Source organism: Pseudomonas sp. B424 (assembly GCF_055408345.1).
In genome coordinates this window covers 463,872-484,864 of the sequence record NZ_JBUZTL010000001.1, presented here as the reverse complement: position 1 = coordinate 484,864, position 20,993 = coordinate 463,872, and the positions used below count along the sequence as shown (strand labels likewise).

Genomic DNA, 20,993 nt, shown 5'->3' with positions numbered 1-20,993 from the left:
ATTGTATGTAGGTATTGTCTGATATTTGACCTGCCTTTAGGGTTTTGTTGATTTTTCGTTGTGAGTTAAAGCGTATTTGATCTAGATTTTGCTCTCTATTTAATACTCATTGGTATTTGCCGTGATCCAGGCGAGGAATCGTTATGTTTTCGTCAAAAAAATATCTTTGCGCACGCTCGGTTAGAGATGCTCTTGAACTTTGCGATCTCACAGAGTTGGACAACCCAGCGCATGCCATCGGGCTTTTGTTAAGTGAGGTACTTGAGGGGTTGGTGATGCGGGGTTGGCCTGCTGGCCAGATTCTTAGAGGCCCGCGAATTGTTTCTGCCCAAGAGAACTATGGGTTGCTTGGCTATGACCCTGCGGAAGTCACATTAGGCAGTGAGCATACGCGCTGGGTGGATGAGCATTTGCTCTTGCGTACTCAAACAACCAGTCAAATCCCACGGGCTTTGCAGCGTGTCGCACAGGACCGCAAAGCAGGGGAGATCATCCTGTTGGCAGCTCCCGGTATTACATTCAGGCGCGATAGCCGCGACAGATGGCACTGTGCTGAGCCGCATCAGATGGATATTTGGCTACTCGGTGATCCAGTACTTTCAACACGCATGCATTTGCTGAAACTGGTGGGTGACATCCTTGAGTGTTCCGTACCCAACATGGCGTGGGTATACAGTGACAGTCCGCACCACTACACCGAAGGCGGAATCGAGGTGAACCTGATCTCGCAGGAGCAACCGGTCGAAGTGCTTGAGTGTGGGTGTATTGCACCCTCGCTTTTGCAACGACTAGGTATTGATCCTGCCAAGCATGGTGGTTTGGCATTGGGCATGGGCTTGGACCGCCTGACCATGTTACGCAAGGGCATACCCGATATTCGCTTGTTACGCGACCCTGATGATCGTGTTCAGGCCCAAATGCATGATTTGCAACCTTGGCAGGCCGTTTCGCGGTTACCTTGCATCACGCGTGATATCTCCCTTGCAGTGACGCCGGGCTTGAGTGAAGAGGTTCTGACCGAAAAGATGTTGCTGGCTGCGGGTGATCGCTCGGCCTGGATTGAAGAAATGCAAGTCAAAGGGCGCTGGGCTGTGGATGAGTTGCCCGCACAGGCAATAGAACGGCTTGGGCTTTTGCCTGGGCAAGAAAACATTTTGTTGCGGGTTGTACTGCGGGACTGTTCACGTTCCATTACGACGTTTGAAGCCAATGCATTATATGAGCGTATTCAGTCTGCTTTGCATGAAGGCGCTGAAGGTGGAGGCTACAAGATCAAGGGTTGAGCCAGTACTCCGTTCTGCTTGGCTTGCAGGTGATAGCCTTAGCCCATTTTTTCAGGAGTTACTCCCATGCGTGTCTGGATCGACGCCGACGCTTGCCCCAAGGCCGCCAAGGATCAAGTCATCAAGTTCGCCCTCAAACGTCAGTTCGAGGTGGTGCTGGTGGCGGGGCAGAGTCAGATCAAGCCAGCGTACGCGCTGGTCAAGTTGATCGTGGTGCCCAGTGGCCCGGATGCGGCAGATGATTACCTGGTGGAGCACGCGGTGCCCGGTGAACTGGTGATTTGCAGCGATGTGCCGCTGGCCGACCGGCTGGTGAAGAAGGGTGTGGCGGCGCTGGACCCTCGGGGCAAGGAGTTTGACCCGCAGAACATGGGTGAGCGCCTGGCGGTGCGCAATCTGTTTACCGACCTGCGTGAGCAAGGCCAGATGGGCGGCGGGCAGGGCGCGTATGGCGAACGCGAAAAACAGGCGTTCGCCAACTCGCTGGACCGTATCCTGACCCGGCTGTCGCGAGGCTGATCAGGCCTTTTGGGTCAACTCCAGCACGCGGTCAACCATTTTATTGATCCCGGATGCCGCTTCGCTGATGGACTGCGCGAGCATGTAGGCCGGGGTGCTCACCAGTTTGCGGGCCTTGTCTTCGACAATCTCCGACACTTCACAGTCTTCGTGGGTGCCCCCCATTTTGATCACGGCCGCGGCGGTATCGGCGTCGTTGCCGATGGTGCAGATCACCCCCGGGCCATAAATCTTGGCGGCGATGGCGGGGGAGATGCACATCAGGCCAATGGGCTTGCACGCTTGCGCAAAGGCCTCGGCCAGGTTCAGGACATCCACCTGAACCGAGCACGCGGCGCCTTCAGTGGCGAAGCTGGAGAGGTTCTTGGCTGCGCCAAACCCGCCCGGCACGATCAGAGCGTCAAAGTCCTCGACCCTGGCTTCACGAATATCCTTGATGTCACCCCGGGCAATACGCGCGGATTCCACCAGTACGTTGCGCGTTTCGGGCATCTGCTCGCCGGTCAGGTGGTTGATGACGTGCAGTTGGGTAATGTCGGGCGCAAAACATTGCACTTTGGCGCCGCGCTGGTCGAGGCGCAGCAGGGTGATCACGCTTTCGTGGATCTCTGCGCCGTCATAGACGCCACAGCCAGAAAGAATGACGGCAACTTTTTTGGTGGTCATGTCGGTCTCCTTGTTCATGGCGTTAATGTCGCCTGATTTGGCGCTTGATGCCATAGGGTTTCGTGCGAAGTCGGCCTACGCTTGATGGATCGTCGCTCGGGGTGTGCCATGAAGCTGATTCTGTATGCAGTACCGTTTTTCTTTGTGCTGATTGCTGTGGAGCTTCTGGCCGACCGCTGGCGCGGGATGCGCACCTATCGCCTGGCAGACACCATCAGCAGCCTGAGCGCCGGTGTACTGTCGACCACCACCGGCTTGCTGACCAAAGGCGTGGGTTTGATCACCTATGCGCTGGCGCTCAAATATCTGGCGCTCATTGATTTGCCCGAAGACAGCCTGTGGGTCTGGTTGTTTGCTTTTGTGTTCTATGACTTTTGCTACTACTGGCACCACCGCCTCGGGCATGAGCGCAACGTGCTGTGGGCCGCGCATTCGGTGCATCACCAGAGTGAAGACTACAACTTGTCTACGGCCCTTCGGCAAACCAGTACCGGGTTCGTATTTGGCTGGATCTTTTACCTGCCGATGGCGGTGCTGGGCGTGCCGTTGCTGGTGTTTGTCACTGTGGCGACGCTTAACCTGCTCTATCAGTTCTGGGTCCATACCCGGCATGTACCCAAGCTGGGCTGGTTCGAGTGGTTCTTTGTGTCGCCTTCCAATCACCGGGCCCACCATGCGCAAAATGCTCTCTATATGGATCGCAATTACGGCGGGGTGTTCATTTTCTGGGATCGGTTGTTTGGCACGTTTCAGGAGGAGGACGACGCCGAACCGGTTATTTTCGGGGTAACCACACCTCTGCAGAGCTGGAACCCGCTATGGGCCAATTGGCAGTTCTATGGCCAGTTACTGGCCGATGCGCGACGCGCTGAACGTTGGCAGGACAAGCTGCGGATCTGGTTTATGCCCACGGGCTGGCGCCCGGCGGATGTGGCGGCCAGGTACCCGATGAGTAAACCGCAGTTGAGCCAGTTCGAGAAATTCGAAGTGCCAATGCCGTTACGCCAACAGCTGTATATCGCGGGGCAATTCACGGTGTATGTGGCGCTGGGCAGTTATCTGCTGAATCTGGGCGAGATGCTGCCGGCCCAGGCACTGACGCTGGGATGGGGCTACATGGCGTTCGGGTTGTTTGTATTGGGGGCGGGCCTGGAAAACCGGCCCTGGGCGTTGAGGCTTGAGTGGCTGCGCCTGGCGCTGAATGTGCCACTGGTATGGCTGGCCCCTTGGGTGGGGCTGTGGCCGGCCAGCGGATTGGGCTGGGTCGGCCTGTTCAGTTACACGGTGTTGAGCGTGATGGGCCTGTACGTGTGCAGAAACCGCATCACTCAGCTGGCGGGTTGCTGACGTCGGCGCAGGCTTTGCTCTTTTCTTCGAGAGCGGTCTGCCTGGCCTGTCGCGCGTTCTTGAAGCGGCGACGGGCCCACAGGCACAGACCGATCAGCAACAAGGCACCCAGTACCCACAGCTCATACTTCTTGACGTTGCCCAGCAAGCCTTCGAGCACGGCGCCAAAGTGGTAAGCGGCGGTTGCCAGCGCGATGGCCCAGATGGCAGCACCGATGCCGTTGAGCAGCAAGTAGCGGCCCGGCGGGTAGCCCGACAGGCCAATGGCTACAGGCATGACGGTACGAAGGCCGTAGACGAAGCGGAAACTCAAGACCCAGATGTCCGGGTGCTTGCGGATATGCTCCAGCGCCTTGTCGCCCATGAGTTGCCAGCGCGGTTTGCGCGCCAACAGTTTGCGGCCGTGCTTGCGCCCCAGGAAGTACCACAGCTGGTCGCCGGCATAACTGCCGAGGAACGCCACGATCATGACCAGTTTCAGGTCCATGTATCCGCGGAACGCCAAGAAGCCTGCGAGAACCAGGATGGTCTCACCTTCAAAGAACGTCCCCAGAAACAGGGCGAAGTAACCGAATTCTTGAAGAAATTGTTGGAGCATTGTCTGGATGCTGGCGAAATGAACGCGCAGCCTACGCCTTAAGGGACGTTCGTGAAAGTATCGAAATGTGTCTTCGCGTTAACAATTCCTACAATTGACGTCTATTTGACCTACATCATTGGCGTTGTCATCTAGTGTTCATCGATAGGCGTTATAACCATGCGCGCAGGTGTTTATTGCTCAAAAACGGTGGGAGCGGGCTTGCTCTCGATTAGGTTGACGCGGTCAATCTGAAACACCGTGTCGCCTGAATCGCGAACAAGCCCGCTCCCACAGTGCCAGTACCCCTGGAAACAAAATCGAAATATTGCCCTCTAACCAGGCTCTAGCTTGCATAAAGCGCCTGCGAGCGGTTTAAACCCACAGGCGTTGATGGCATTCTGGCAACTTGACTGGCAGTGCCGCTTAAGAGTCAAACCCGCTCTTACAGGAACATTCAATGAATACCGAAGGACTTGCAGAAATCGTTGCCACTGAAGCTCAGCCGATTGCTGAGCCGGTCCCTGAAACTCCGCCTGTACCGCAAGGCCATGCGCCTGCTGCGGCCGAGACGCCCGCGGCGGTGCATCCGGCGATTGCCATTCCTGGCCTTGATGACAGCAGTCTGTATATCCATCGCGAGCTGTCGCAGTTGCAGTTCAACATTCGCGTGCTGGAACAAGCGCTGGACGAGTCCTATCCGCTGCTTGAGCGCTTGAAGTTTCTGCTGATTTTCTCCAGCAACCTGGATGAGTTCTTTGAAATCCGGGTGGCGGGCCTGAAGAAGCAAATCACCTTCGCCCGTGAACAGGCAGGTGCCGACGGCTTGCAGCCGCATCAGGCGCTGGCCCGCATCAGTGAGCTGGTCCACGGCCATGTTGATCGCCAATACGCGATCCTCAACGACATTCTGTTGCCAGAGCTTGAAAAGCATCAGGTGCGTTTCATTCGTCGCCGCCACTGGAACACCAAAATCAAAGCGTGGGTGCGCAAGTTCTTCCGCGACGAAATTGCGCCGATCATTACCCCTATCGGGCTGGACCCGACGCACCCGTTCCCGTTGCTGGTGAACAAGAGCCTGAACTTTATCGTCGAGCTTGAAGGTATCGATGCCTTTGGCCGTGATTCGGGCCTTGCGATTATCCCGGCACCGCGCCTGTTGCCGCGCGTGATCAAGTTGCCCGAAGAAGTGGGCGGTGCAGGGGACAACTACGTCTTCCTGTCGTCGATGATTCACGCTCACGCCGATGACCTGTTTCAAGGCATGAAGGTCAAGGGTTGCTACCAGTTCCGTCTGACCCGTAACGCCGACCTGGCAGTCGATACCGAAGATGTAGAAGACCTGGCCCGCGCCCTGCGTGGCGAGTTGTTCTCACGTCGCTACGGCGATGCCGTACGCCTGGAAGTGGCCGACACGTGCCCCAAGCATCTGTCCGACTACCTGCTCAAGCAGTTCAGCCTGCACGAAACCGAGCTGTATCAGGTCAATGGCCCGGTAAACCTGACGCGGCTGTTCAGCATCACGGGGCTCGACAGCCATCCGGAGCTGCAATACACGCCGTTCACCCCGGCGATCCCCAAGCTGCTGCAGAACAGCGAGAACATTTTCAGCGTGGTCAGCAAGCAGGACATCTTGCTGCTGCACCCGTTTGAATCCTTTACGCCGGTGGTTGATTTGCTGCGCCAGGCGGCCAAGGATCCCCATGTACTGGCTGTGCGCCAAACCCTGTATCGCAGCGGCGCAAACTCGGAAATCGTGGATGCGCTGGTCGATGCGGCGCGTAACGGTAAAGAAGTCACGGTGGTGATCGAGCTGCGTGCGCGTTTTGACGAAGAATCCAACCTGCAACTGGCCAGCCGTCTGCAAGCCGCCGGTGCGGTGGTCATTTATGGCGTGGTGGGCTTCAAGACCCACGCCAAGATGATGCTGATCCTGCGCCGTGAGGCGGGGGAGATCGTGCGTTACGCGCACTTGGGTACCGGCAACTATCACGCGGGTAACGCCAAGCTCTATACCGACTACAGCCTGCTGACCTCGGACGACGCGTTGTGTGAAGACGTGGGCAAGTTGTTCAGCCAGTTGATCGGCATGGGCAAGACGCTGCGCATGAAAAAACTGCTGCATGCGCCGTTTACCTTGAAGAAGGGCATGCTCGACATGATTGCCCGCGAGACCCAGTTCGCCCTTGAGGGCAAGCCGGCGCACATCATTGCCAAGTTCAACTCGCTGACCGACCCGAAAATCATTCGTGCGCTGTACAAGGCCAGCCAGTCCGGCGTGCGGATTGATCTGGTGGTGCGCGGGATGTGCTGCCTGCGACCGGGTATTCCCGGGGTCTCGCACAACATTCATGTGCGCTCGATCATCGGTCGCTTCCTGGAGCACACGCGGGTGTTCTACTTCCTCAACGGCGGCGAAGAGCAGATGTTCCTGTCGAGTGCCGACTGGATGGAGCGCAACCTCGATAAACGTGTCGAGACGTGCTTCCCGGTAGAGGGTAAAAAGCTGATTTTGCGGGTCAAGAAAGAACTGGAGTGCTACCTGACCGACAACACTCACAGCTGGAGCCTGCAGTCGGACGGGCGTTACATTCGTAACACGCCAACCGGCAACCAGAACCCGCGCAGCGCGCAAGCCACGCTGCTTGAGCGTTTGAGCCTGCCGGTACTGGCAGTCAGCACCGGGCCTTCGGTGTAAGCCATAAACAAATGTGGGAGCGGGCTTGCTCGCGATTGGATCGACGCGGTTTCCCTGAGACACCGCGCCGTCTGAATCGCGAGCAAGCCCGCTCCCACAGGTTTTTCTGGTTTTTTACGAAACCGTCAACACAATCCCGACCCGGGTCAGCCATTGCGCTTCTTGTTCGAAGTCAGCCTGGGTCAGCGGGTTTTGTTCAAGCCAGCCATCCGGAAAGATCACTTCCAGGTGGTCGCCCTCGGCGCGCAGCTTCACCTGCGACGCTTCCTGGTTGCCACGGATGTGGTAGAACAGGATCGCAAAGCGCAACAGCACGCACAGGCGAATCAGCTTGATGCCGTCCTCGCCAAAGTCGGCGAATTTGTCTTTTGGAATGTTTCGACGATGACCGCGCACCAGCAGCGCGAGCATTTGCTGGTCTTCGCGTGAAAAACCGGCCAGGTCGGAGTGCTCGATCAAGTAGGCACCGTGCTTGTGGTAGTGATAGTGGGCAATGTCCAGGCCCACTTCATGCACCTTGGCCGCCCAGCCCAACAGTTCACGCCAGACACCGTCTTTCAGGTCCCATGACTTGGCCACCTGGTCAAAGGCGCGCAGGGCTTTGCGTTCCACCCGGTTCGCTTGCTCGCGGTCGACGTGGTAACGCTCCATCAGCGAGCCGAGAGTGCGCTCACGCACGTCCTCATGGTGATGGCGGCCCAGCAGGTCGTACAGCACGCCTTCACGCAGCGCGCCGTCACAGTGATCCATGCGCTGGAGTTCAAGAGCGTCGAACACCGCTTCAAGAATCGCCAGGCCGGCAGGGAAGATGGTGCGACGGTCAGGCTTGATGCCTTCAAAGTCGATCTTGTCCGCTTCGCCCAGCTTGAACAGCTTGCGCTTGAGCCAGGACAGGCCTTCGGCGTTTACCTCGCCGTTGCCATGACCGCCGGCCTTGAGGGCCAGGCCAATGGCCCGAATGGTGCCTGAGGAGCCGATGGCTTCATCCCAGGCCAAACGGTGCAGGGCGTGCTCAATGCTCATGATTTCGAGGCGCGCGGCCGTGTAAGCCTGGGCATAGCGGGCCGGAGTGATCTTGCCGTCGCGGAAATAACGCTGGGTGTAGCTGACGCAGCCCATCTGCAGGCTTTCGCGCAGCAGCGGTTCAAAGCGCTGGCCGATGATGAACTCGGTACTGCCGCCGCCAATGTCGGCGACCAGGCGTTTGCCCGGGGTGTCGGCCAGGGTGTGGGACACGCCCAGATAGATGAGGCGCGCTTCTTCACGACCGGAAATGACTTCGACGGTGTGGCCCAGGATCTCTTCGGCGCGCACGATAAATTCGTTGCGGTTGCGCGCCTCACGCAATGCGTTAGTCCCCACAATACGCACAGCGCCCAACGGCATGCCGTTGATCAGCTGGGCAAAACGCTTGAGGCAATCGAGCCCGCGCTGCATGGATTCTTCGTTGAGTTTGCGATCTTCGTCGATGCCGGCAGCTAACTGCACCTTTTCACCAAGGCGTTCGAGAATGCGGATTTCGCCATTCTGGGCCTTGGCCACCACCATGTGAAAGCTGTTAGAACCCAGATCGATGGCGGCGATCAGGGACGGATTCTTGGCTTGGGATTGGGGCATGGTTGAGGGATCTCGGTCGATAACCCGGCCATCGTGCCACGATCAAACGCTCGCGCCAACGCGCGATGTCAGATGCATTGATATGGAACACGAAAGCAATGATGTTAGTTGTTCCGGGACAATTCGTTTTTTTGTGTGCGATTTAAGTGCCGTGTCAGGTCGGTTTTTCTGTGGGAGCGGACTTGCTCGCGATGGCATCAACACGGTGCATCTGGCTCACCGTGTCGCCTGTATCGCGAGCCCGCCCGCCCCCGCAGGGGTGATGCGCTTAACCATTCACCTCCACCGTCCCGATAAAATTCGCCAGCTCCGGGGTTTGCGGGTTGGCGAACAGCACCTTCGGATCGCCCACTTCATGCACCTTGCCCTGGTGCATGAACACCAGTTTGTCGCCGACCTCCCTGGCGAAGCGCATTTCGTGGGTGACCATGATCAGCGTCATGCCTTCGCGGGCCAGTTGGCGCACCACACTCAGGACTTCGTTAACCAGTTCCGGGTCGAGCGCCGAGGTGATCTCATCGCACAGCAGCACTTTGGGGGACATGGCCAGCGCCCGGGCAATCGCCACCCGTTGCTGTTGCCCGCCGGACAGGCGCTCGGGGAATGCATCGAACTTGTCGCCCAGACCCACCCGCTCCAGCATCTGGCGCGCCAGTTCGGCAGCCTTGGCCTTGGGGACTTTTTGCACCACTTGCGGGGCGAGCATCACGTTTTCGCCCACGCTCAGGTGCGGGAACAGATTGAACTGCTGAAACACCATGCCGACCTTCTGGCGCAGGCTGCGCAAGTCGGCCCGGGCAGCGTCCAGATATTCGTCATCGACTTCAATCACTCCGTCGTTGATGGACTCCAGCCCGTTCAGAGTCCTGAGCAAAGTGCTTTTGCCCGACCCGCTGCGACCGATGATTGCGACCACCTGGCCCTGTTCGACGGTCAGGTCGATGCCTTTAAGTACGTGGTGGTCGCCGTAGTATTTATGCAGGGCGGTAACTCTAAGCAGAGGCATGCAGTCTCCTTTCCAGATAGCGCGCACTGAGCGACAAGGGGTAGCACAAGAGGAAGTAACCGAGTGCCACCAGGCCGTAGACCATGAAAGGCTCAAAGGTCGCGTTGGCCAGCATGCTGCCGGTCTTGGTCAGTTCGGTGAAACCGATGATGGAGGTTACGGCGGTGCCTTTAATTACCTGCACGGAAAAGCCCACGGTCGGCGCGATGGCCACCCGCAGCGCCTGCGGGATGATCACGTAGCGCAACTGTTCCAGAGGGCTGAGGGCCAGGCTGGCCGAGGCTTCCCATTGGCCGTGGGCAATCGACTCGACGCACCCGCGCCAGATCTCGGCCAGGTAGGCGCTGGTGAACAGCGTCAGGGCCAGCGCCGCTGCCATCCACGGCGAGATGTCGATACCCAGCAGGGCGACGCCGAAGAAGATCAAAAACAGCTGCATCAACAGCGGCGTGCCCTGGAACAGCTCGATATAGCCGCGCGCCAGAATGCGGGCGAAGCGGCTTTTTGAAATGCGCATCAGCATCACCAGCAAGCCGATCAGACCGCCGCCGATAAATGCGACGATCGACAGGGCTGCGGTCCACTGCAAACCCATCAGCAAGTTGCGCACGATGTCCCAGAAAGTGAAATCCATCAGCGGCTCCGGGTCAGGTAACGGCGGCCGATCCAGTTCAGCAACTGGCGAATCAGCAAGGCCATGCACAGGTAGATCAGTGTGGTCAGGGCATAGGTTTCAAAAGCCCGGAAGTTGCGCGACTGTATAAAGTTGGCGAAGAAGCTCAGTTCTTCAGTGGCAATTTGCGAACACACAGCGGAGCCGAGCATCACGATGATGATCTGGCTACTCAGCGCCGGCCAGACCTTGGCGAGCGCCGGTTGCAGCACCACATAACGGAACGCTTCGAACCGGCTCATGGCCAGTGCCGCCGCTGCTTCCAGCTGACCTTTGGGGACGGCCTGAATCCCGGAACGGATAATTTCCGTGGAATAGGCCCCCAGGTTGATCACCATCGCCAGCACGGCGGCCTGCCATTCGCTGATGTGCAGGCCCAGGCCCGGCAGGCCGAAGAAGATAAAGAACAACTGCACCAGAAACGGTGTGTTGCGAATCAACTCGACATACAGCCCGAACAGCGCGGCAAAAGGCCGGATATTCCACGCCCGGACCACGGCGCCGACAATCCCCAGGCCGACCCCGAACAGCGTGCCGATGGCCGTCAGTTCCAGGGTGAACAGGGCGCCGCGTAATAACAGGTCGCTGTTTTGCAGCACCGGTAAAAAGTCGAACTGATAAGCCATGGGTAGTCTCGCCGCAAGCAATCAGAGGTCGGCTGGCAGCGGCTCTTTGAGCCACAGCAGCGCGTTTTTCTCCAGGCTGCCGTCAGCTTTGGCTGTGGCAAGAATCTGATTCACCTTGGCCAGCAACTCGGGCTGGCCCTTGTTGACGCCCACGTAGACGGGCGAGTCCTTGAGCTTGAGCTTTATCGCCGGAATGCGCTTGGGGTTGCGCTCGCTGATGGTGACCATCACCACGTTGCCGCTGGCGATCAAATCCACCTGGCCTGCCAGGTATGCGGCGATGGTTGAATTGTTGTCTTCGAAGCGTTTGATGGTGACGCCGGCCGGGGCCACGCTGGTCAGCTCGATGTCTTCGATAGCGCCGCGGGTGACGCTGACGGTTTTGCCCTTGAGGTCGTCCAGCGTCTTGATCCGGGCGTCCGGCGGGCCAAACACACCCAGGTAGAACGGCGCGTAAGCGCTGGAAAAATCGATGACCTTTTCGCGGTCCGGGTTTTTGCCGAGGCTGGAAATCACTACGTCGACTTTACCGGTGGTCAGATAAGGCACGCGGTTGGTGCTGTTGACCGGCGTCAGCTCAAGCTTGACCTTGAGCTGGTCGGCCAGCAGCCTGGCGGTGTCGATATCCAGCCCGCGTGGCTTCATGTCCGGGCCGACCGAGCCGAAGGGCGGGAAGTCCTGGGGCACCGCGACCTTGAGCGTGCCGCGCGCCATCACGTCATCGAGGTCATTGGCGTTAGCCGGTGCGTGGCTCAGCATCAGGCTGGCAAACAAGGTGCAAATCAGGGCGCTGTAACGCGGGGTCATGGCAACTCTCCGAAAACGGGCGGGCGGTGATGTCTGGGCTTGAACAGAGCACAGGCCATGCCAACAGCGGTTTTGCGAGGGCGCAGGTTAGGGGCGGGTGCATGCGGCTGGTCGAATGAACTTCAATGGTGCGCGGGAGTTGTTATTGGCGCACCGTAATTGAGCGGGTTATGCCGAGGGGTTTACATAAAAGAGCGGAGCGATATCCGCACTCATGCACCACTATAGTGAGAGTCAATCATCCCTCAGCTTCCTGAACGCGGTGATGACGGCTATGATGTGCTACGTTTTTGCTTACAACCACGGAGACTTCCATGAGCAGCGATCTTATTAAACACGTCACCGACGCTAGCTTTGAGGCCGATGTTCTCAAGGCTGAAGGCGCTGTACTGGTCGACTACTGGGCTGAATGGTGTGGCCCTTGCAAAATGATCGCGCCGGTTCTGGACGAGATCGCAGAGACTTACAAAGGCAAGCTGACTGTTGCCAAGCTGAACATTGATGAAAACCAGGAAACCCCGGCCAAACACGGCGTTCGTGGTATTCCTACGCTGATGCTGTTCAAGAACGGCAACGTCGAAGCCACCAAAGTCGGTGCGCTGTCGAAGTCGCAGTTGGCTGCATTCCTCGACGCCAATATCTAAGCGTCGATAAAAGCCCCGCTAAATGCGGGGCTTTTTCATGGCTCAAGGACTAGACGCTATGAAACTCAAGTGGTACATTCGGCCCCGCACTGGTTTCTCCACTGCCCCCTGCAAGCCGTCGCCGACGCACTCCTTATCGAATTAGTACGCGATCCTGTCGCCTTCACTGCGGCGCGGCCTCATTAAGCCAAAAGCTTAATTTCCCCCCTCCATAAATGATTACGTCATTCCTATATGAACCTGACTGAACTCAAGCAAAAGCCGATTACCGAACTGCTCGAATTGGCCGAACAGATGGGCATAGAAAATATGGCCCGTTCGCGCAAGCAGGACGTGATTTTCTCCCTGCTCAAAAAGCACGCGAAAAGCGGCGAGGAAATCTCCGGTGATGGCGTGCTGGAGATTCTCCAGGACGGCTTCGGCTTCCTGCGTTCCGCTGACGCTTCCTACCTGGCCGGCCCGGACGATATCTACGTCTCGCCTAGCCAGATTCGACGCTTCAACTTGCGCACTGGCGATACCATCGTCGGTAAAATCCGTCCGCCTAAAGAAGGCGAGCGGTACTTCGCACTGCTGAAAGTCGACACGATCAACTACGATCGTCCAGAGAACGCGAAAAACAAGATTCTCTTCGAGAACTTGACCCCGCTGTTCCCGACCATTCGCATGAAGATGGAAATCGGTAACGGTTCCACCGAAGATCTGACCGGTCGTGTCATCGACCTCTGTGCTCCGATCGGTAAAGGTCAGCGCGGTCTGATCGTTGCTCCGCCAAAAGCGGGCAAGACCATCATGTTGCAGAACATCGCGTCGAACATTTCGCGTAACAACCCTGAAGTGCACTTGATCGTTCTGCTGATCGACGAGCGCCCGGAAGAAGTAACCGAAATGCAGCGTACCGTGCGCGGCGAAGTGGTTGCCTCCACCTTCGACGAGCCACCAACCCGCCACGTGCAGGTTGCTGAAATGGTGATCGAGAAGGCCAAGCGCCTGGTCGAACACAAAAAAGACGTGGTGATCCTGCTCGACTCCATCACCCGTCTGGCCCGTGCCTACAACACCGTGATCCCGAGCTCCGGCAAGGTATTGACTGGTGGTGTCGATGCTCACGCCCTTGAGAAGCCAAAGCGTTTCTTCGGTGCTGCGCGAAACATCGAAGAAGGCGGCTCGCTGACCATCATCGCTACCGCGCTGGTTGAAACCGGCTCGAAGATGGATGAAGTGATCTACGAAGAGTTCAAAGGCACCGGCAACATGGAACTGCCTCTGGACCGCAAGATCGCTGAAAAGCGCGTCTTCCCTGCGATCAACATCAACCGCTCCGGCACACGCCGCGAAGAGTTGCTGACCGCAGACGACGAGCTGCAACGCATGTGGATTCTGCGCAAGCTGTTGCACCCGATGGACGAAGTAGCGGCTATCGAGTTTTTGATCGACAAACTGAAGCAGACTAAGACTAACGATGAGTTCTTCTTGTCGATGAAACGTAAGTAATACGTTTTTTCGAGCTTCAATAATGGCGCCCCCAGGGGCGCCATTTTTTTTGTAATGAAAGGGAGGATTCAGGTTAAGTTTGGTCAATAACAACAATGAATTGGCAGGCTTGAACGGTTATGACTTCTCTTGTGTATCGCAGAGACATCGATGGGTTGCGCGCCGTCGCGGTCATTGCTGTTGTTTTGTTTCATTTTGGGGTTCCGGGTTTCACCGGCGGGTTTGTTGGCGTTGATGTGTTTTTCGTCATTTCCGGATATTTGATTACTTCAATCATCTGGCGCCAACGCGAAACCGGGCGCTTCAGTTTTGTTGAGTTCTGGGCGCGGCGTGCGCGCCGGATCTTGCCGGCGCTGTTTGTGCTGATGGCCATAGTGCTGGCCGCAGGCTGGTTCCTGATGGCACCCAAGGACTACGAAGAGCTGGGACGCTCAGTGCGTTATCAGGTGATGTTCGTCTCAAACCTCCTGTTTATGCGCCAGGAGGGCTACTTCGATGTAGCCAGCGATTTAAAACCGCTGCTGCACACTTGGTCATTGTCTGTTGAAGAACAGTTCTACATTGTCTTTCCATTGGTACTGACGCTGCTTTCCAGTCGTTTCAAGCACTGGCGTATGGCCTTGTTCGCGGTGTTAGTGATGTCGTTCGGGCTGAGTGTGTGGGCCGTAGCTGCGCATCCGGAAAAAGCCTTTTTCCTTTTACCGATGCGGGCCTGGGAGCTGCTGGCGGGGGCAATGCTGGCAGTTGCCCCAATGAGCAAGATACGTCTGACGCCCTCGGCAGCCCAACTAATCAGCCTTGTTGGTCTGGGGCTGATCCTTGTCGCGGTTTTTGCGTATGACAAAAGCACGCCTTTCCCTGGTGCTGCAGCACTGTTGCCCGTTGTGGGTGTCGTTTCGCTGATTTGGGCCAATGCGCAGCACGGCACTTGGGTGGGGCGTGTGTTAAGCACTCGCACGATGGTGGGGTTGGGCCTGATTTCCTATTCCTGGTATTTATGGCACTGGCCGGTCTTTGTCTTTGGCAGCTATGCGAGCGTGGATGCATTTGGCCCCGGACAGACCGCCGCTCTGATTGTTCTGACGTTGATCCTGGGTTATTTATCCTGGCGCTTTGTTGAAACCCCCTTTCGCGAGCGTCGATTATTGGCAGGCCGTCGTCAGATCCTTACAGCTGCTGGCCTTGGCATTCTGGTATTGGGCCTGGCGGGGCAGGCACTGCGCTGGACTGATGGTTTACCGTCGCGTCTGTCAGACCAGGCACTGCAATATGCCCGGGCCAGTGAGTGGAGGCCTGAGCTGATGGCGTGTATCACCGATGATAAAAGCCCGGCCGACACTCCTTTTTGCCGTTATGGTCGACCGACCGGGGCGCCTGCCCGCTTACTGGTTTGGGGGGATAGCCACGCCACCGCATTGATCCCGGCACTACAAGACCGTGCACAGCGATATGGCGTCAATGTGATGCTGGCCAGTTCGGCCGGCTGCCTGCCACTGGAGGGGCTGGAGCATGGTGCGCGATGCGCCGACTACAACCGGCGCGTGGAGCGCACCTTGGCCACTGAACCGGTGCAGGACGTCATGTTGGTGGCTCGCTGGAGCCTTTACTTGTATGGCGATGCTTCAGGCGATCATGGCCATGCCTTGCACGATGCCAATGGCCGCTACGATCGAGCGGTGGCCGAGCAACGGCTGGCCGATGGTCTGCGGGCCAGGGTCGGGCAGTTACGCAAGGCCGGGTATCGCGTCTGGCTGATGAAAGAGGCGCCCTTGCAGCCGTTCAACCCGCCTTATCGGCTCAGTCGTTTGGCCATGTTGCACCAGTCAACGGCGGCTATCGGAATGCCGGTTGAGGATCACCTGAGGCAAAAGGTGTTTACCAGCCAACTGTTTTCCAGTCTCGCGGCGGCTGATCCCTGGGTGAAGGTGCTGGATCCGACGCCGCAGCTGTGTGATGACACCGGGTTGTGTCGAGCTGAACAGGACGGTTTTTCGTTATATACCGATGATAATCACTTGTCGGAAGTTGGCGCGAAGTTGCTCCTGCCCGTGCTGACGCCCCTGTTTGAAGCCCTGTCGGCTCAAGTGCCGCCCGCCCCGAATCAGGCGAATGCGGCCCGCTGAGCAGCGATAAGCTGCCAGCGCTCGGCATAGCAGGTAGGATGTACGCCTATTTTAGGGGTGCCACCGTCAATGAAATTCAAGGATCTTCGGGATTTCGTGCAGCAGCTAGAGCAGCGCGGAGAATTGAAACGCATCCAGATTCCCGTTTCTCCAGTACTGGAGATGACCGAAATCTGCGACCGCACGCTGCGCGCCAAAGGCCCTGCGTTACTGTTCGAAAACCCGACGGGCCACACGATCCCGGTGCTCGGTAACCTGTTCGGCACACCTGAGCGTGTGGCCATGGGCATGGGCGCCGAGTCGGTCAGTGAGTTGCGCGAAATCGGCAAGTTGCTGGCGTTCCTCAAAGAGCCTGAGCCGCCTAAAGGTCTGAAAGACGCGTGGTCCAAGTTGCCGATCTTCCGCAAGATCATTGCCATGGCCCCGAAAGTCGTCAAAGACGCGGTGTGCCAGGAAGTGGTCATTGAAGGTGATGATGTCGACCTCGCCATGTTGCCGGTCCAGCACTGCTGGCCCGGCGACGTGGCGCCCCTGATCACCTGGGGGCTGACCGTGACCAAAGGTCCGAACAAGGAACGTCAGAACCTTGGGATTTATCGCCAGCAGGTAATTGGCCGCAACAAGGTCATCATGCGCTGGCTGAGCCACCGTGGCGGTGCGCTGGACTACCGCGACTGGTGCGAAAAACACCCCGGCCAGCCATTCCCGGTATCCGTGGCTCTCGGGGCAGACCCTGCGACCATTCTAGGCGCCGTGACCCCCGTGCCGGACAGCTTGTCCGAGTACGCCTTTGCGGGCTTGCTGCGTGGTAATCGCACCGAACTGGTGAAGTGCCGTGGCAACGACCTTCAAGTGCCTGCCACCGCAGAAATCATCCTCGAGGGTGTGATTCACCCTGGCGAGATGGCCCCCGAAGGCCCGTACGGCGACCACACCGGTTACTACAACGAAGTCGACAGCTTCCCGGTGTTCACCGTCGAGCGCATCACCCATCGGGTCAAGCCGATCTACCACAGCACCTACACTGGCCGTCCACCTGATGAGCCGGCGATCCTGGGCGTAGCGCTCAACGAAGTGTTTGTGCCGATCCTGCAAAAGCAGTTCCCGGAAATCACCGACTTCTACCTGCCGCCCGAAGGCTGCTCGTACCGCATGGCCATTGTGACCATCAAGAAGCAGTACCCGGGGCACGCCAAGCGCGTAATGCTCGGTGTGTGGTCGTTTTTGCGCCAGTTCATGTACACCAAATTCGTTATCGTCACCGACGACGACATCAACGCCCGCGACTGGAACGACGTGATCTGGGCCATTACCACCCGCATGGACCCCAAGCGCGACACGGTGATGATCGACAACACGCCAATCGATTACCTTGATTTTGCCTCGCCGGTTTCCGGTCTTGGCTCGAAGATGGGCCTTGATGCAACCAACAAATGGCCGGGTGAGACCACTCGCGAATGGGGTCGGGTTATCGTCAAGGATGAGGCGGTCACCCGCCGGATCGATGACATCTGGAATCAATTAGGAATAGATTGATGCGTGTAACCTTGCAGCCTTCAGGTGCGGTGCTGGAAACCTTGCCTGGCGAGCGAATTCTGGATGCGGCGCAACGCCTGGGCTATGAATGCCCGCAGAGCTGCCGCAATGGTAATTGCCACGTGTGTGCGGCCTTGCTGGTTGAAGGCCAGGTGGAGCAGGCGGGTGACGTGCGCGATCACGGCGAGTTTTACACGTGCCTGGCGGCGCCGCTTGAAGACTGTGTGGTGTTGTGGGATGGCGTGCTTGCGTTGGGAGAGTTACCGGTGCGAAGCCTGGCGTGTCAGTTGATCGAATGTGTCGATATGGGCGGCGATGTATGGCGGGTGCGCTTGCGTGCGCCGGCCGGCAAGCCGCCGCGTTATCACGCCGGGCAGTATGTGATGCTGGAGCGTGAAAACGGCGACAAATCGGCGTTTTCACTCGCCAGCGCACCGCACTCGGGGCGCGACCTTGAGCTGCATGTGCTGGTACGCGAAGACAGCGCCCGGAGCCTGATCGAACAACTGCAACGCAACAGGATGGTTCGCCTTGAGCTGCCGTTCGGTGACACACACTTGTCCGAATTGCCGGACGGGCCGCTGGTATTGATCGCCGCGGGCACCGGCATGGCGCAGATGCATAGCCTGATCGAACATTGCCGCGCAAAAGGCTTCGCCCACCCGGTACATCTGTACTGGGGCGTGCGTCGTCCTGAAGACTTCTACACCCTGGAAGAATGGGCCGAATGGGAGAAAATCCCCAACCTGTTCCTGCACAAGGTAGTGAGTGACTTGTGTGGCTGGGAAGGGCGGTGCGGCATGTTGCATGAGGCCGTGTGCGAAGACATCAGCGATCTGGCCAATGTGCATGTATATGCCAGCGGCTCGCCTGCGATGATCTACGGCACACTTGATGCGCTGGTGGCTGCGGGCATGGACGCACACCAGATGCGTGCCGATGTGTTTGCCTATTGCCCGAGGCCTTGAGTCAGGGCTAGAAACGCAGCCCTGTTGTGATCATTGCCGCATTGAAGCCGAGCAACACCAGCTCGGCAGCCACCGGGCCGTAATGAGCGCCCACCGAAGGAATAATCACTGGCGCTACGCCGAAGCGATTAAGCGGGATCTTGTCCTGATATTCGCCGTGATAGCCTTCGAGCAAACCCGCAGTCAGCTTCAAATACACGGGGTACGTATCGCTATCAAAGCGTTTGCCCGCGTAGGCGTAGTACGAGCGCTGTCTGAACGAGTTGCGAAAGGTCGCGCCTCCGGCAAGCCAGCCTGAGCCATCGTTGTACTCAAGACCGATCAAATCCTGATTGTTGTTGTGTTCCGAATCCGGGGAGAAGTGCCGGGTATAGACGCTGGTTTGCAGGTACCAGAAGCCATCGTCTTTTTGTTGCGTGTCATCTTGTGCCAATGCTGAACTGGCATACGCCAATATCAACAGGTAGCAGATCCCAATGTTTTTCATTTCACGACCTCAGTGGGTATGCGCCTGTGGCGGGCAACTATAGAGGGAATATTTGAAGATTCCCTGAACGAAACGAACATTTTTTGGAAGTTGCCGAGCCATACGTCTTGCTGAAGGGGGCATTTGATTTTTAGTGCTATAAGATTCAGGCCGATATTTTTGTTTGCCACGTGTAATGCCTGTAGGACCCAATGCCTTCTGCGATGACTACCCGTGAATCTGCCGGCCTGAATCTGGCCTACCCTCCGCGACTCGATCTCGGGGCCGCGTTGACTCCCGAACAACTCCAGCAATCTTTGCAAACCACCATGGCGCGCCATCAAGGCGGGCCAGTATGGCTCTTTGCCTATGGCTCACTGATCTGGCGCCCCGAGTGCTCGGCGGTCGAGCGCGTGCGTGGCCGGGTGCATGGCTATCACCGCGGGTTGTATCTGTGGTCCCACGAGCATCGCGGCACGCCGCAGTGGCCGGGGTTGGTGTTTGGTCTGGACCGGGGCGGCTCGTGCAGCGGTTTTGCCTATCGCCTGCCCGAGGACAACCTTGATGCGTCGCTCTACGCCTTGTGGCTGCGCGAAATGCCGGTGCCCTCGTACCGACCGCACTGGCTGACCTGCCGGCTGGAAGATGGCAGTCAGGTGCAGGCCTTGGGGTTTGTACTGGAACGCCATTTGCCCAGCTATGCGGGCAACCTGCCAGATGGCGTGTTGAGCCAGGTACTGGCCAATGCCAGCGGTCGCTACGGTACCACTCGCGATTATGTCGAGCAGACCGTCAGCGCCCTGCGCACACACGCCATGCCCGATCGAAACCTGGAGGCGCGGCTCAAGCGTTGCGGTTCGTTCAAGCCCTAGCGTTAGATGCTGCTGTCCGTTTAATCGGATCCGTCCCACGACTGGATCGGAGCCTTTGACCTGAAAAATCCATAAACACACAAATAGTATTTCCCCTCTGCATCCATGTGGGCGCGGTTTGGTGCAACTCCGGGGGAAGGCGATGAAGTGGTCAGTGTGGTTTGTCGTGATGTGTCTGGCGCTTGAAGCGCGAGCAAAGGACCTGCCGCTCAGGCCGGTGCCCGATATCACCCGGGCAACTTGCCTTCAGTTCAACCGGGAAGTTAAGCATTACATTCGTCGCGGGGTCGACATACCGCTGGCGGAGCTGACGTTTTTCAAACTGACCCGCTACCGAATGATTGAAGGATTTGAGGGCGGGCGGTACTCCCGCGATCAGTTAGCCACCGGTTTGTACGAGCTTTCACGTGACATCGATAAAGTGACTAAAACCTGCCAGCGAAAAACCAGCCGCAAATTTGTAGATATGCTGCCCGAAAGCGTCAGGACGCTATTGATGACGAGCGCAGTACCCCACGAGTAAGGTGCGCAAGCCTACGGGTTTTCAAGTGCTGGCCGATAACCCTGAAGAGTCTCGCAAGCAGCCCCCGTATGCTTGCCTCCAAACCGTACAAAGGAGCGAATTGTGAAAGCGTGGATCATGTTGATGCTGGCCCTGTCCTTGCCGCTGGCAGCTGTGGCCGAAGAGGCGCAAGAGGGCGGCGACAAGGTCAGCTATATCACCCTGAGCCCGCCGTTTGTGGGCAACTACGGCCTGGACGGCAGTTCGAGGCTTAAAGTGTACAAGGCCGATATTTCCTTGCGCGTGACGGGCAATGAGGCGGCCAAGGCGGTTAAATCCAATGACCCGCTGATTCGCAACCAACTGGTGGGTTTGTTTACCCAGCAGACCAGCGAAACCCTGGGCAGCGTCGAGGCCAAGGAGAAGCTGCGCCAGGAAGCCCTGAAGCAGATCCAGCAGGTGATGACCGACGAGACGGGTAAACCGATGGTGGACGATTTGCTGTTCAACAATTTGATTGTTCAGTAAGGCGCAACAGCCCTGATGCGGGATTTGTGGGAACGGGCTTG

The 20,993-nt window shown here is 57.9% G+C and carries 20 protein-coding genes; 12 read left to right on the top strand and 8 right to left on the bottom strand.

Translation table 11 applies throughout. The features are described from left to right. Positions 1-143: 143 nt before the first annotated feature. Both srmL and ACZRMS_RS02050 read left to right on the top strand, forming a co-directional pair. The gene (gene srmL, locus ACZRMS_RS02055) at positions 144-1,283 is read left to right on the top strand and encodes a PheS-related mystery ligase SrmL (protein WP_463993893.1); all 1,140 of its coding nucleotides are present in this window, start codon (positions 144-146) and stop codon (positions 1,281-1,283) included. A 66-nt stretch (positions 1,284-1,349) separates the two neighbouring features. Continuing rightward, complete coding sequence (locus ACZRMS_RS02050; protein ID WP_463993892.1) at positions 1,350-1,802, top strand: YaiI/YqxD family protein; 453 nt, start codon at positions 1,350-1,352, stop codon at positions 1,800-1,802. Here ACZRMS_RS02050 and elbB read toward each other — a convergent pair whose 3' ends face one another. Next, positions 1,803-2,468 carry an isoprenoid biosynthesis glyoxalase ElbB gene (elbB, locus tag ACZRMS_RS02045; protein WP_463993891.1) on the bottom strand — a complete coding sequence of 222 codons (666 nt, stop codon included), beginning with the start codon at positions 2,466-2,468 and terminating at the stop codon, positions 1,803-1,805. Between the two features lie 108 nt (positions 2,469-2,576). Between elbB and ACZRMS_RS02040 the strand changes: the two genes are divergently transcribed. Then, positions 2,577-3,815, top strand: a complete 1,239-nt coding sequence (locus tag ACZRMS_RS02040; RefSeq protein WP_463993890.1) for a sterol desaturase family protein — start codon at positions 2,577-2,579, stop codon at positions 3,813-3,815. On the opposite strand, the gene ACZRMS_RS02035 is transcribed toward ACZRMS_RS02040, so the two are convergent. Further along, the gene (locus ACZRMS_RS02035; RefSeq protein WP_463993889.1) at positions 3,793-4,413 is read right to left on the bottom strand and encodes a DedA family protein; all 621 of its coding nucleotides are present in this window, start codon (positions 4,411-4,413) and stop codon (positions 3,793-3,795) included. The two genes, ACZRMS_RS02040 and ACZRMS_RS02035, sit on opposite strands and share 23 nt — an antisense overlap. Positions 4,414-4,852: 439 nt before the next feature. Between ACZRMS_RS02035 and ppk1 the strand changes: the two genes are divergently transcribed. After that, positions 4,853-7,090 carry a polyphosphate kinase 1 gene (gene ppk1, locus ACZRMS_RS02030; RefSeq protein WP_463993888.1) on the top strand — a complete coding sequence of 746 codons (2,238 nt, stop codon included), beginning with the start codon at positions 4,853-4,855 and terminating at the stop codon, positions 7,088-7,090. A gap of 114 nt (positions 7,091-7,204) precedes the next feature. Here ppk1 and ppx read toward each other — a convergent pair whose 3' ends face one another. From ppx to ACZRMS_RS02005, 5 genes are all read right to left on the bottom strand, one after another. Next, positions 7,205-8,707: an exopolyphosphatase gene (gene ppx / locus ACZRMS_RS02025; protein WP_463993887.1), complete on the bottom strand. Its 1,503-nt coding sequence runs from the start codon at positions 8,705-8,707 to the stop codon at positions 7,205-7,207. 268 nt (positions 8,708-8,975) lie between these two features. Next, positions 8,976-9,713 (bottom strand): amino acid ABC transporter ATP-binding protein, encoded by a 738-nt coding sequence (locus tag ACZRMS_RS02020; RefSeq protein WP_463993886.1) that lies wholly within the window; start codon positions 9,711-9,713, stop codon positions 8,976-8,978. After that, positions 9,700-10,350: an amino acid ABC transporter permease gene (locus ACZRMS_RS02015; protein WP_463993950.1), complete on the bottom strand. Its 651-nt coding sequence runs from the start codon at positions 10,348-10,350 to the stop codon at positions 9,700-9,702. Before ACZRMS_RS02015 ends, ACZRMS_RS02020 begins: the two co-directional genes overlap by 14 nt. Then, positions 10,347-11,012 carry an amino acid ABC transporter permease gene (locus ACZRMS_RS02010; RefSeq protein ID WP_463993885.1) on the bottom strand — a complete coding sequence of 222 codons (666 nt, stop codon included), beginning with the start codon at positions 11,010-11,012 and terminating at the stop codon, positions 10,347-10,349. The genes ACZRMS_RS02015 and ACZRMS_RS02010 overlap by 4 nt, the downstream gene beginning before the upstream one ends. A gap of 21 nt (positions 11,013-11,033) precedes the next feature. After that, entirely contained in the window at positions 11,034-11,819 is a 786-nt protein-coding gene (locus ACZRMS_RS02005) for a transporter substrate-binding domain-containing protein (protein ID WP_463993884.1), read from the bottom strand. Between the two features lie 314 nt (positions 11,820-12,133). On the opposite strand from ACZRMS_RS02005, the gene trxA reads away from it, so the two are divergent. The 5 genes from trxA to ACZRMS_RS01980 all read left to right on the top strand — a co-directional run bounded on the left by trxA (position 12,134) and on the right by ACZRMS_RS01980 (position 18,584). Continuing rightward, positions 12,134-12,463: a thioredoxin TrxA gene (gene trxA / locus ACZRMS_RS02000; RefSeq protein ID WP_016783018.1), complete on the top strand. Its 330-nt coding sequence runs from the start codon at positions 12,134-12,136 to the stop codon at positions 12,461-12,463. Between the two features lie 234 nt (positions 12,464-12,697). Continuing rightward, the gene (gene rho, locus ACZRMS_RS01995) at positions 12,698-13,957 is read left to right on the top strand and encodes a transcription termination factor Rho (RefSeq protein ID WP_048360574.1); all 1,260 of its coding nucleotides are present in this window, start codon (positions 12,698-12,700) and stop codon (positions 13,955-13,957) included. A 119-nt stretch (positions 13,958-14,076) separates the two neighbouring features. After that, on the top strand, positions 14,077-16,080 hold the full coding sequence (locus tag ACZRMS_RS01990; protein ID WP_463993883.1) for an acyltransferase family protein: 2,004 nt from the start codon (positions 14,077-14,079) through the stop codon (positions 16,078-16,080). A gap of 69 nt (positions 16,081-16,149) precedes the next feature. After that, positions 16,150-17,616, top strand: coding sequence for a 4-hydroxy-3-polyprenylbenzoate decarboxylase (ubiD, locus tag ACZRMS_RS01985; protein WP_463993882.1), 1,467 nt, complete (start codon positions 16,150-16,152; stop codon positions 17,614-17,616). Continuing rightward, the gene (locus ACZRMS_RS01980) at positions 17,616-18,584 is read left to right on the top strand and encodes a CDP-6-deoxy-delta-3,4-glucoseen reductase (protein ID WP_463993881.1); all 969 of its coding nucleotides are present in this window, start codon (positions 17,616-17,618) and stop codon (positions 18,582-18,584) included. Before ubiD ends, ACZRMS_RS01980 begins: the two co-directional genes overlap by 1 nt. Positions 18,585-18,591: 7 nt before the next feature. On the opposite strand, the gene ACZRMS_RS01975 is transcribed toward ACZRMS_RS01980, so the two are convergent. After that, the gene (locus tag ACZRMS_RS01975) at positions 18,592-19,071 is read right to left on the bottom strand and encodes a sn-glycerol-3-phosphate transporter (protein ID WP_463993880.1); all 480 of its coding nucleotides are present in this window, start codon (positions 19,069-19,071) and stop codon (positions 18,592-18,594) included. Between the two features lie 203 nt (positions 19,072-19,274). Between ACZRMS_RS01975 and ACZRMS_RS01970 the strand changes: the two genes are divergently transcribed. The 3 genes from ACZRMS_RS01970 (at position 19,275) to ACZRMS_RS01960 (ending at position 20,952) form a co-directional block, all read left to right on the top strand. Continuing rightward, the gene (locus tag ACZRMS_RS01970) at positions 19,275-19,922 is read left to right on the top strand and encodes a gamma-glutamylcyclotransferase (RefSeq protein WP_463993879.1); all 648 of its coding nucleotides are present in this window, start codon (positions 19,275-19,277) and stop codon (positions 19,920-19,922) included. Between the two features lie 142 nt (positions 19,923-20,064). Then, the gene (locus ACZRMS_RS01965) at positions 20,065-20,445 is read left to right on the top strand and encodes a hypothetical protein (protein ID WP_463993878.1); all 381 of its coding nucleotides are present in this window, start codon (positions 20,065-20,067) and stop codon (positions 20,443-20,445) included. A gap of 102 nt (positions 20,446-20,547) precedes the next feature. Continuing rightward, positions 20,548-20,952 (top strand): flagellar basal body-associated protein FliL, encoded by a 405-nt coding sequence (locus ACZRMS_RS01960; RefSeq protein WP_463993877.1) that lies wholly within the window; start codon positions 20,548-20,550, stop codon positions 20,950-20,952. Positions 20,953-20,993 lie beyond the last annotated feature (41 nt).

Bases quoted from the DNA above. Each gene is read 5' to 3' on its own strand.
- ppx (WP_463993887.1), bottom strand. From the start codon at position 8,707: ATGCCCCAATCCCAAGCCAAGAATCCGTCCCTGATCGCCGCCATCGAT.
- ACZRMS_RS01970 (WP_463993879.1), top strand. From the start codon at position 19,275: ATGACTACCCGTGAATCTGCCGGCCTGAATCTGGCCTACCCTCCGCGA.
- ACZRMS_RS02050 (WP_463993892.1), top strand. From the start codon at position 1,350: ATGCGTGTCTGGATCGACGCCGACGCTTGCCCCAAGGCCGCCAAGGAT.
- ACZRMS_RS02005 (WP_463993884.1), bottom strand. From the start codon at position 11,819: ATGACCCCGCGTTACAGCGCCCTGATTTGCACCTTGTTTGCCAGCCTG.
- rho (WP_048360574.1), top strand. From the start codon at position 12,698: ATGAACCTGACTGAACTCAAGCAAAAGCCGATTACCGAACTGCTCGAA.
- ACZRMS_RS02010 (WP_463993885.1), bottom strand. From the start codon at position 11,012: ATGGCTTATCAGTTCGACTTTTTACCGGTGCTGCAAAACAGCGACCTG.
- ubiD (WP_463993882.1), top strand. From the start codon at position 16,150: ATGAAATTCAAGGATCTTCGGGATTTCGTGCAGCAGCTAGAGCAGCGC.
- ACZRMS_RS01965 (WP_463993878.1), top strand. From the start codon at position 20,065: ATGAAGTGGTCAGTGTGGTTTGTCGTGATGTGTCTGGCGCTTGAAGCG.
- ppk1 (WP_463993888.1), top strand. From the start codon at position 4,853: ATGAATACCGAAGGACTTGCAGAAATCGTTGCCACTGAAGCTCAGCCG.
- ACZRMS_RS01990 (WP_463993883.1), top strand. From the start codon at position 14,077: ATGACTTCTCTTGTGTATCGCAGAGACATCGATGGGTTGCGCGCCGTC.
- trxA (WP_016783018.1), top strand. From the start codon at position 12,134: ATGAGCAGCGATCTTATTAAACACGTCACCGACGCTAGCTTTGAGGCC.
- elbB (WP_463993891.1), bottom strand. From the start codon at position 2,468: ATGACCACCAAAAAAGTTGCCGTCATTCTTTCTGGCTGTGGCGTCTAT.
- ACZRMS_RS01980 (WP_463993881.1), top strand. From the start codon at position 17,616: ATGCGTGTAACCTTGCAGCCTTCAGGTGCGGTGCTGGAAACCTTGCCT.
- ACZRMS_RS02035 (WP_463993889.1), bottom strand. From the start codon at position 4,413: ATGCTCCAACAATTTCTTCAAGAATTCGGTTACTTCGCCCTGTTTCTG.
- ACZRMS_RS02040 (WP_463993890.1), top strand. From the start codon at position 2,577: ATGAAGCTGATTCTGTATGCAGTACCGTTTTTCTTTGTGCTGATTGCT.
- ACZRMS_RS02020 (WP_463993886.1), bottom strand. From the start codon at position 9,713: ATGCCTCTGCTTAGAGTTACCGCCCTGCATAAATACTACGGCGACCAC.
- ACZRMS_RS01975 (WP_463993880.1), bottom strand. From the start codon at position 19,071: ATGAAAAACATTGGGATCTGCTACCTGTTGATATTGGCGTATGCCAGT.
- srmL (WP_463993893.1), top strand. From the start codon at position 144: ATGTTTTCGTCAAAAAAATATCTTTGCGCACGCTCGGTTAGAGATGCT.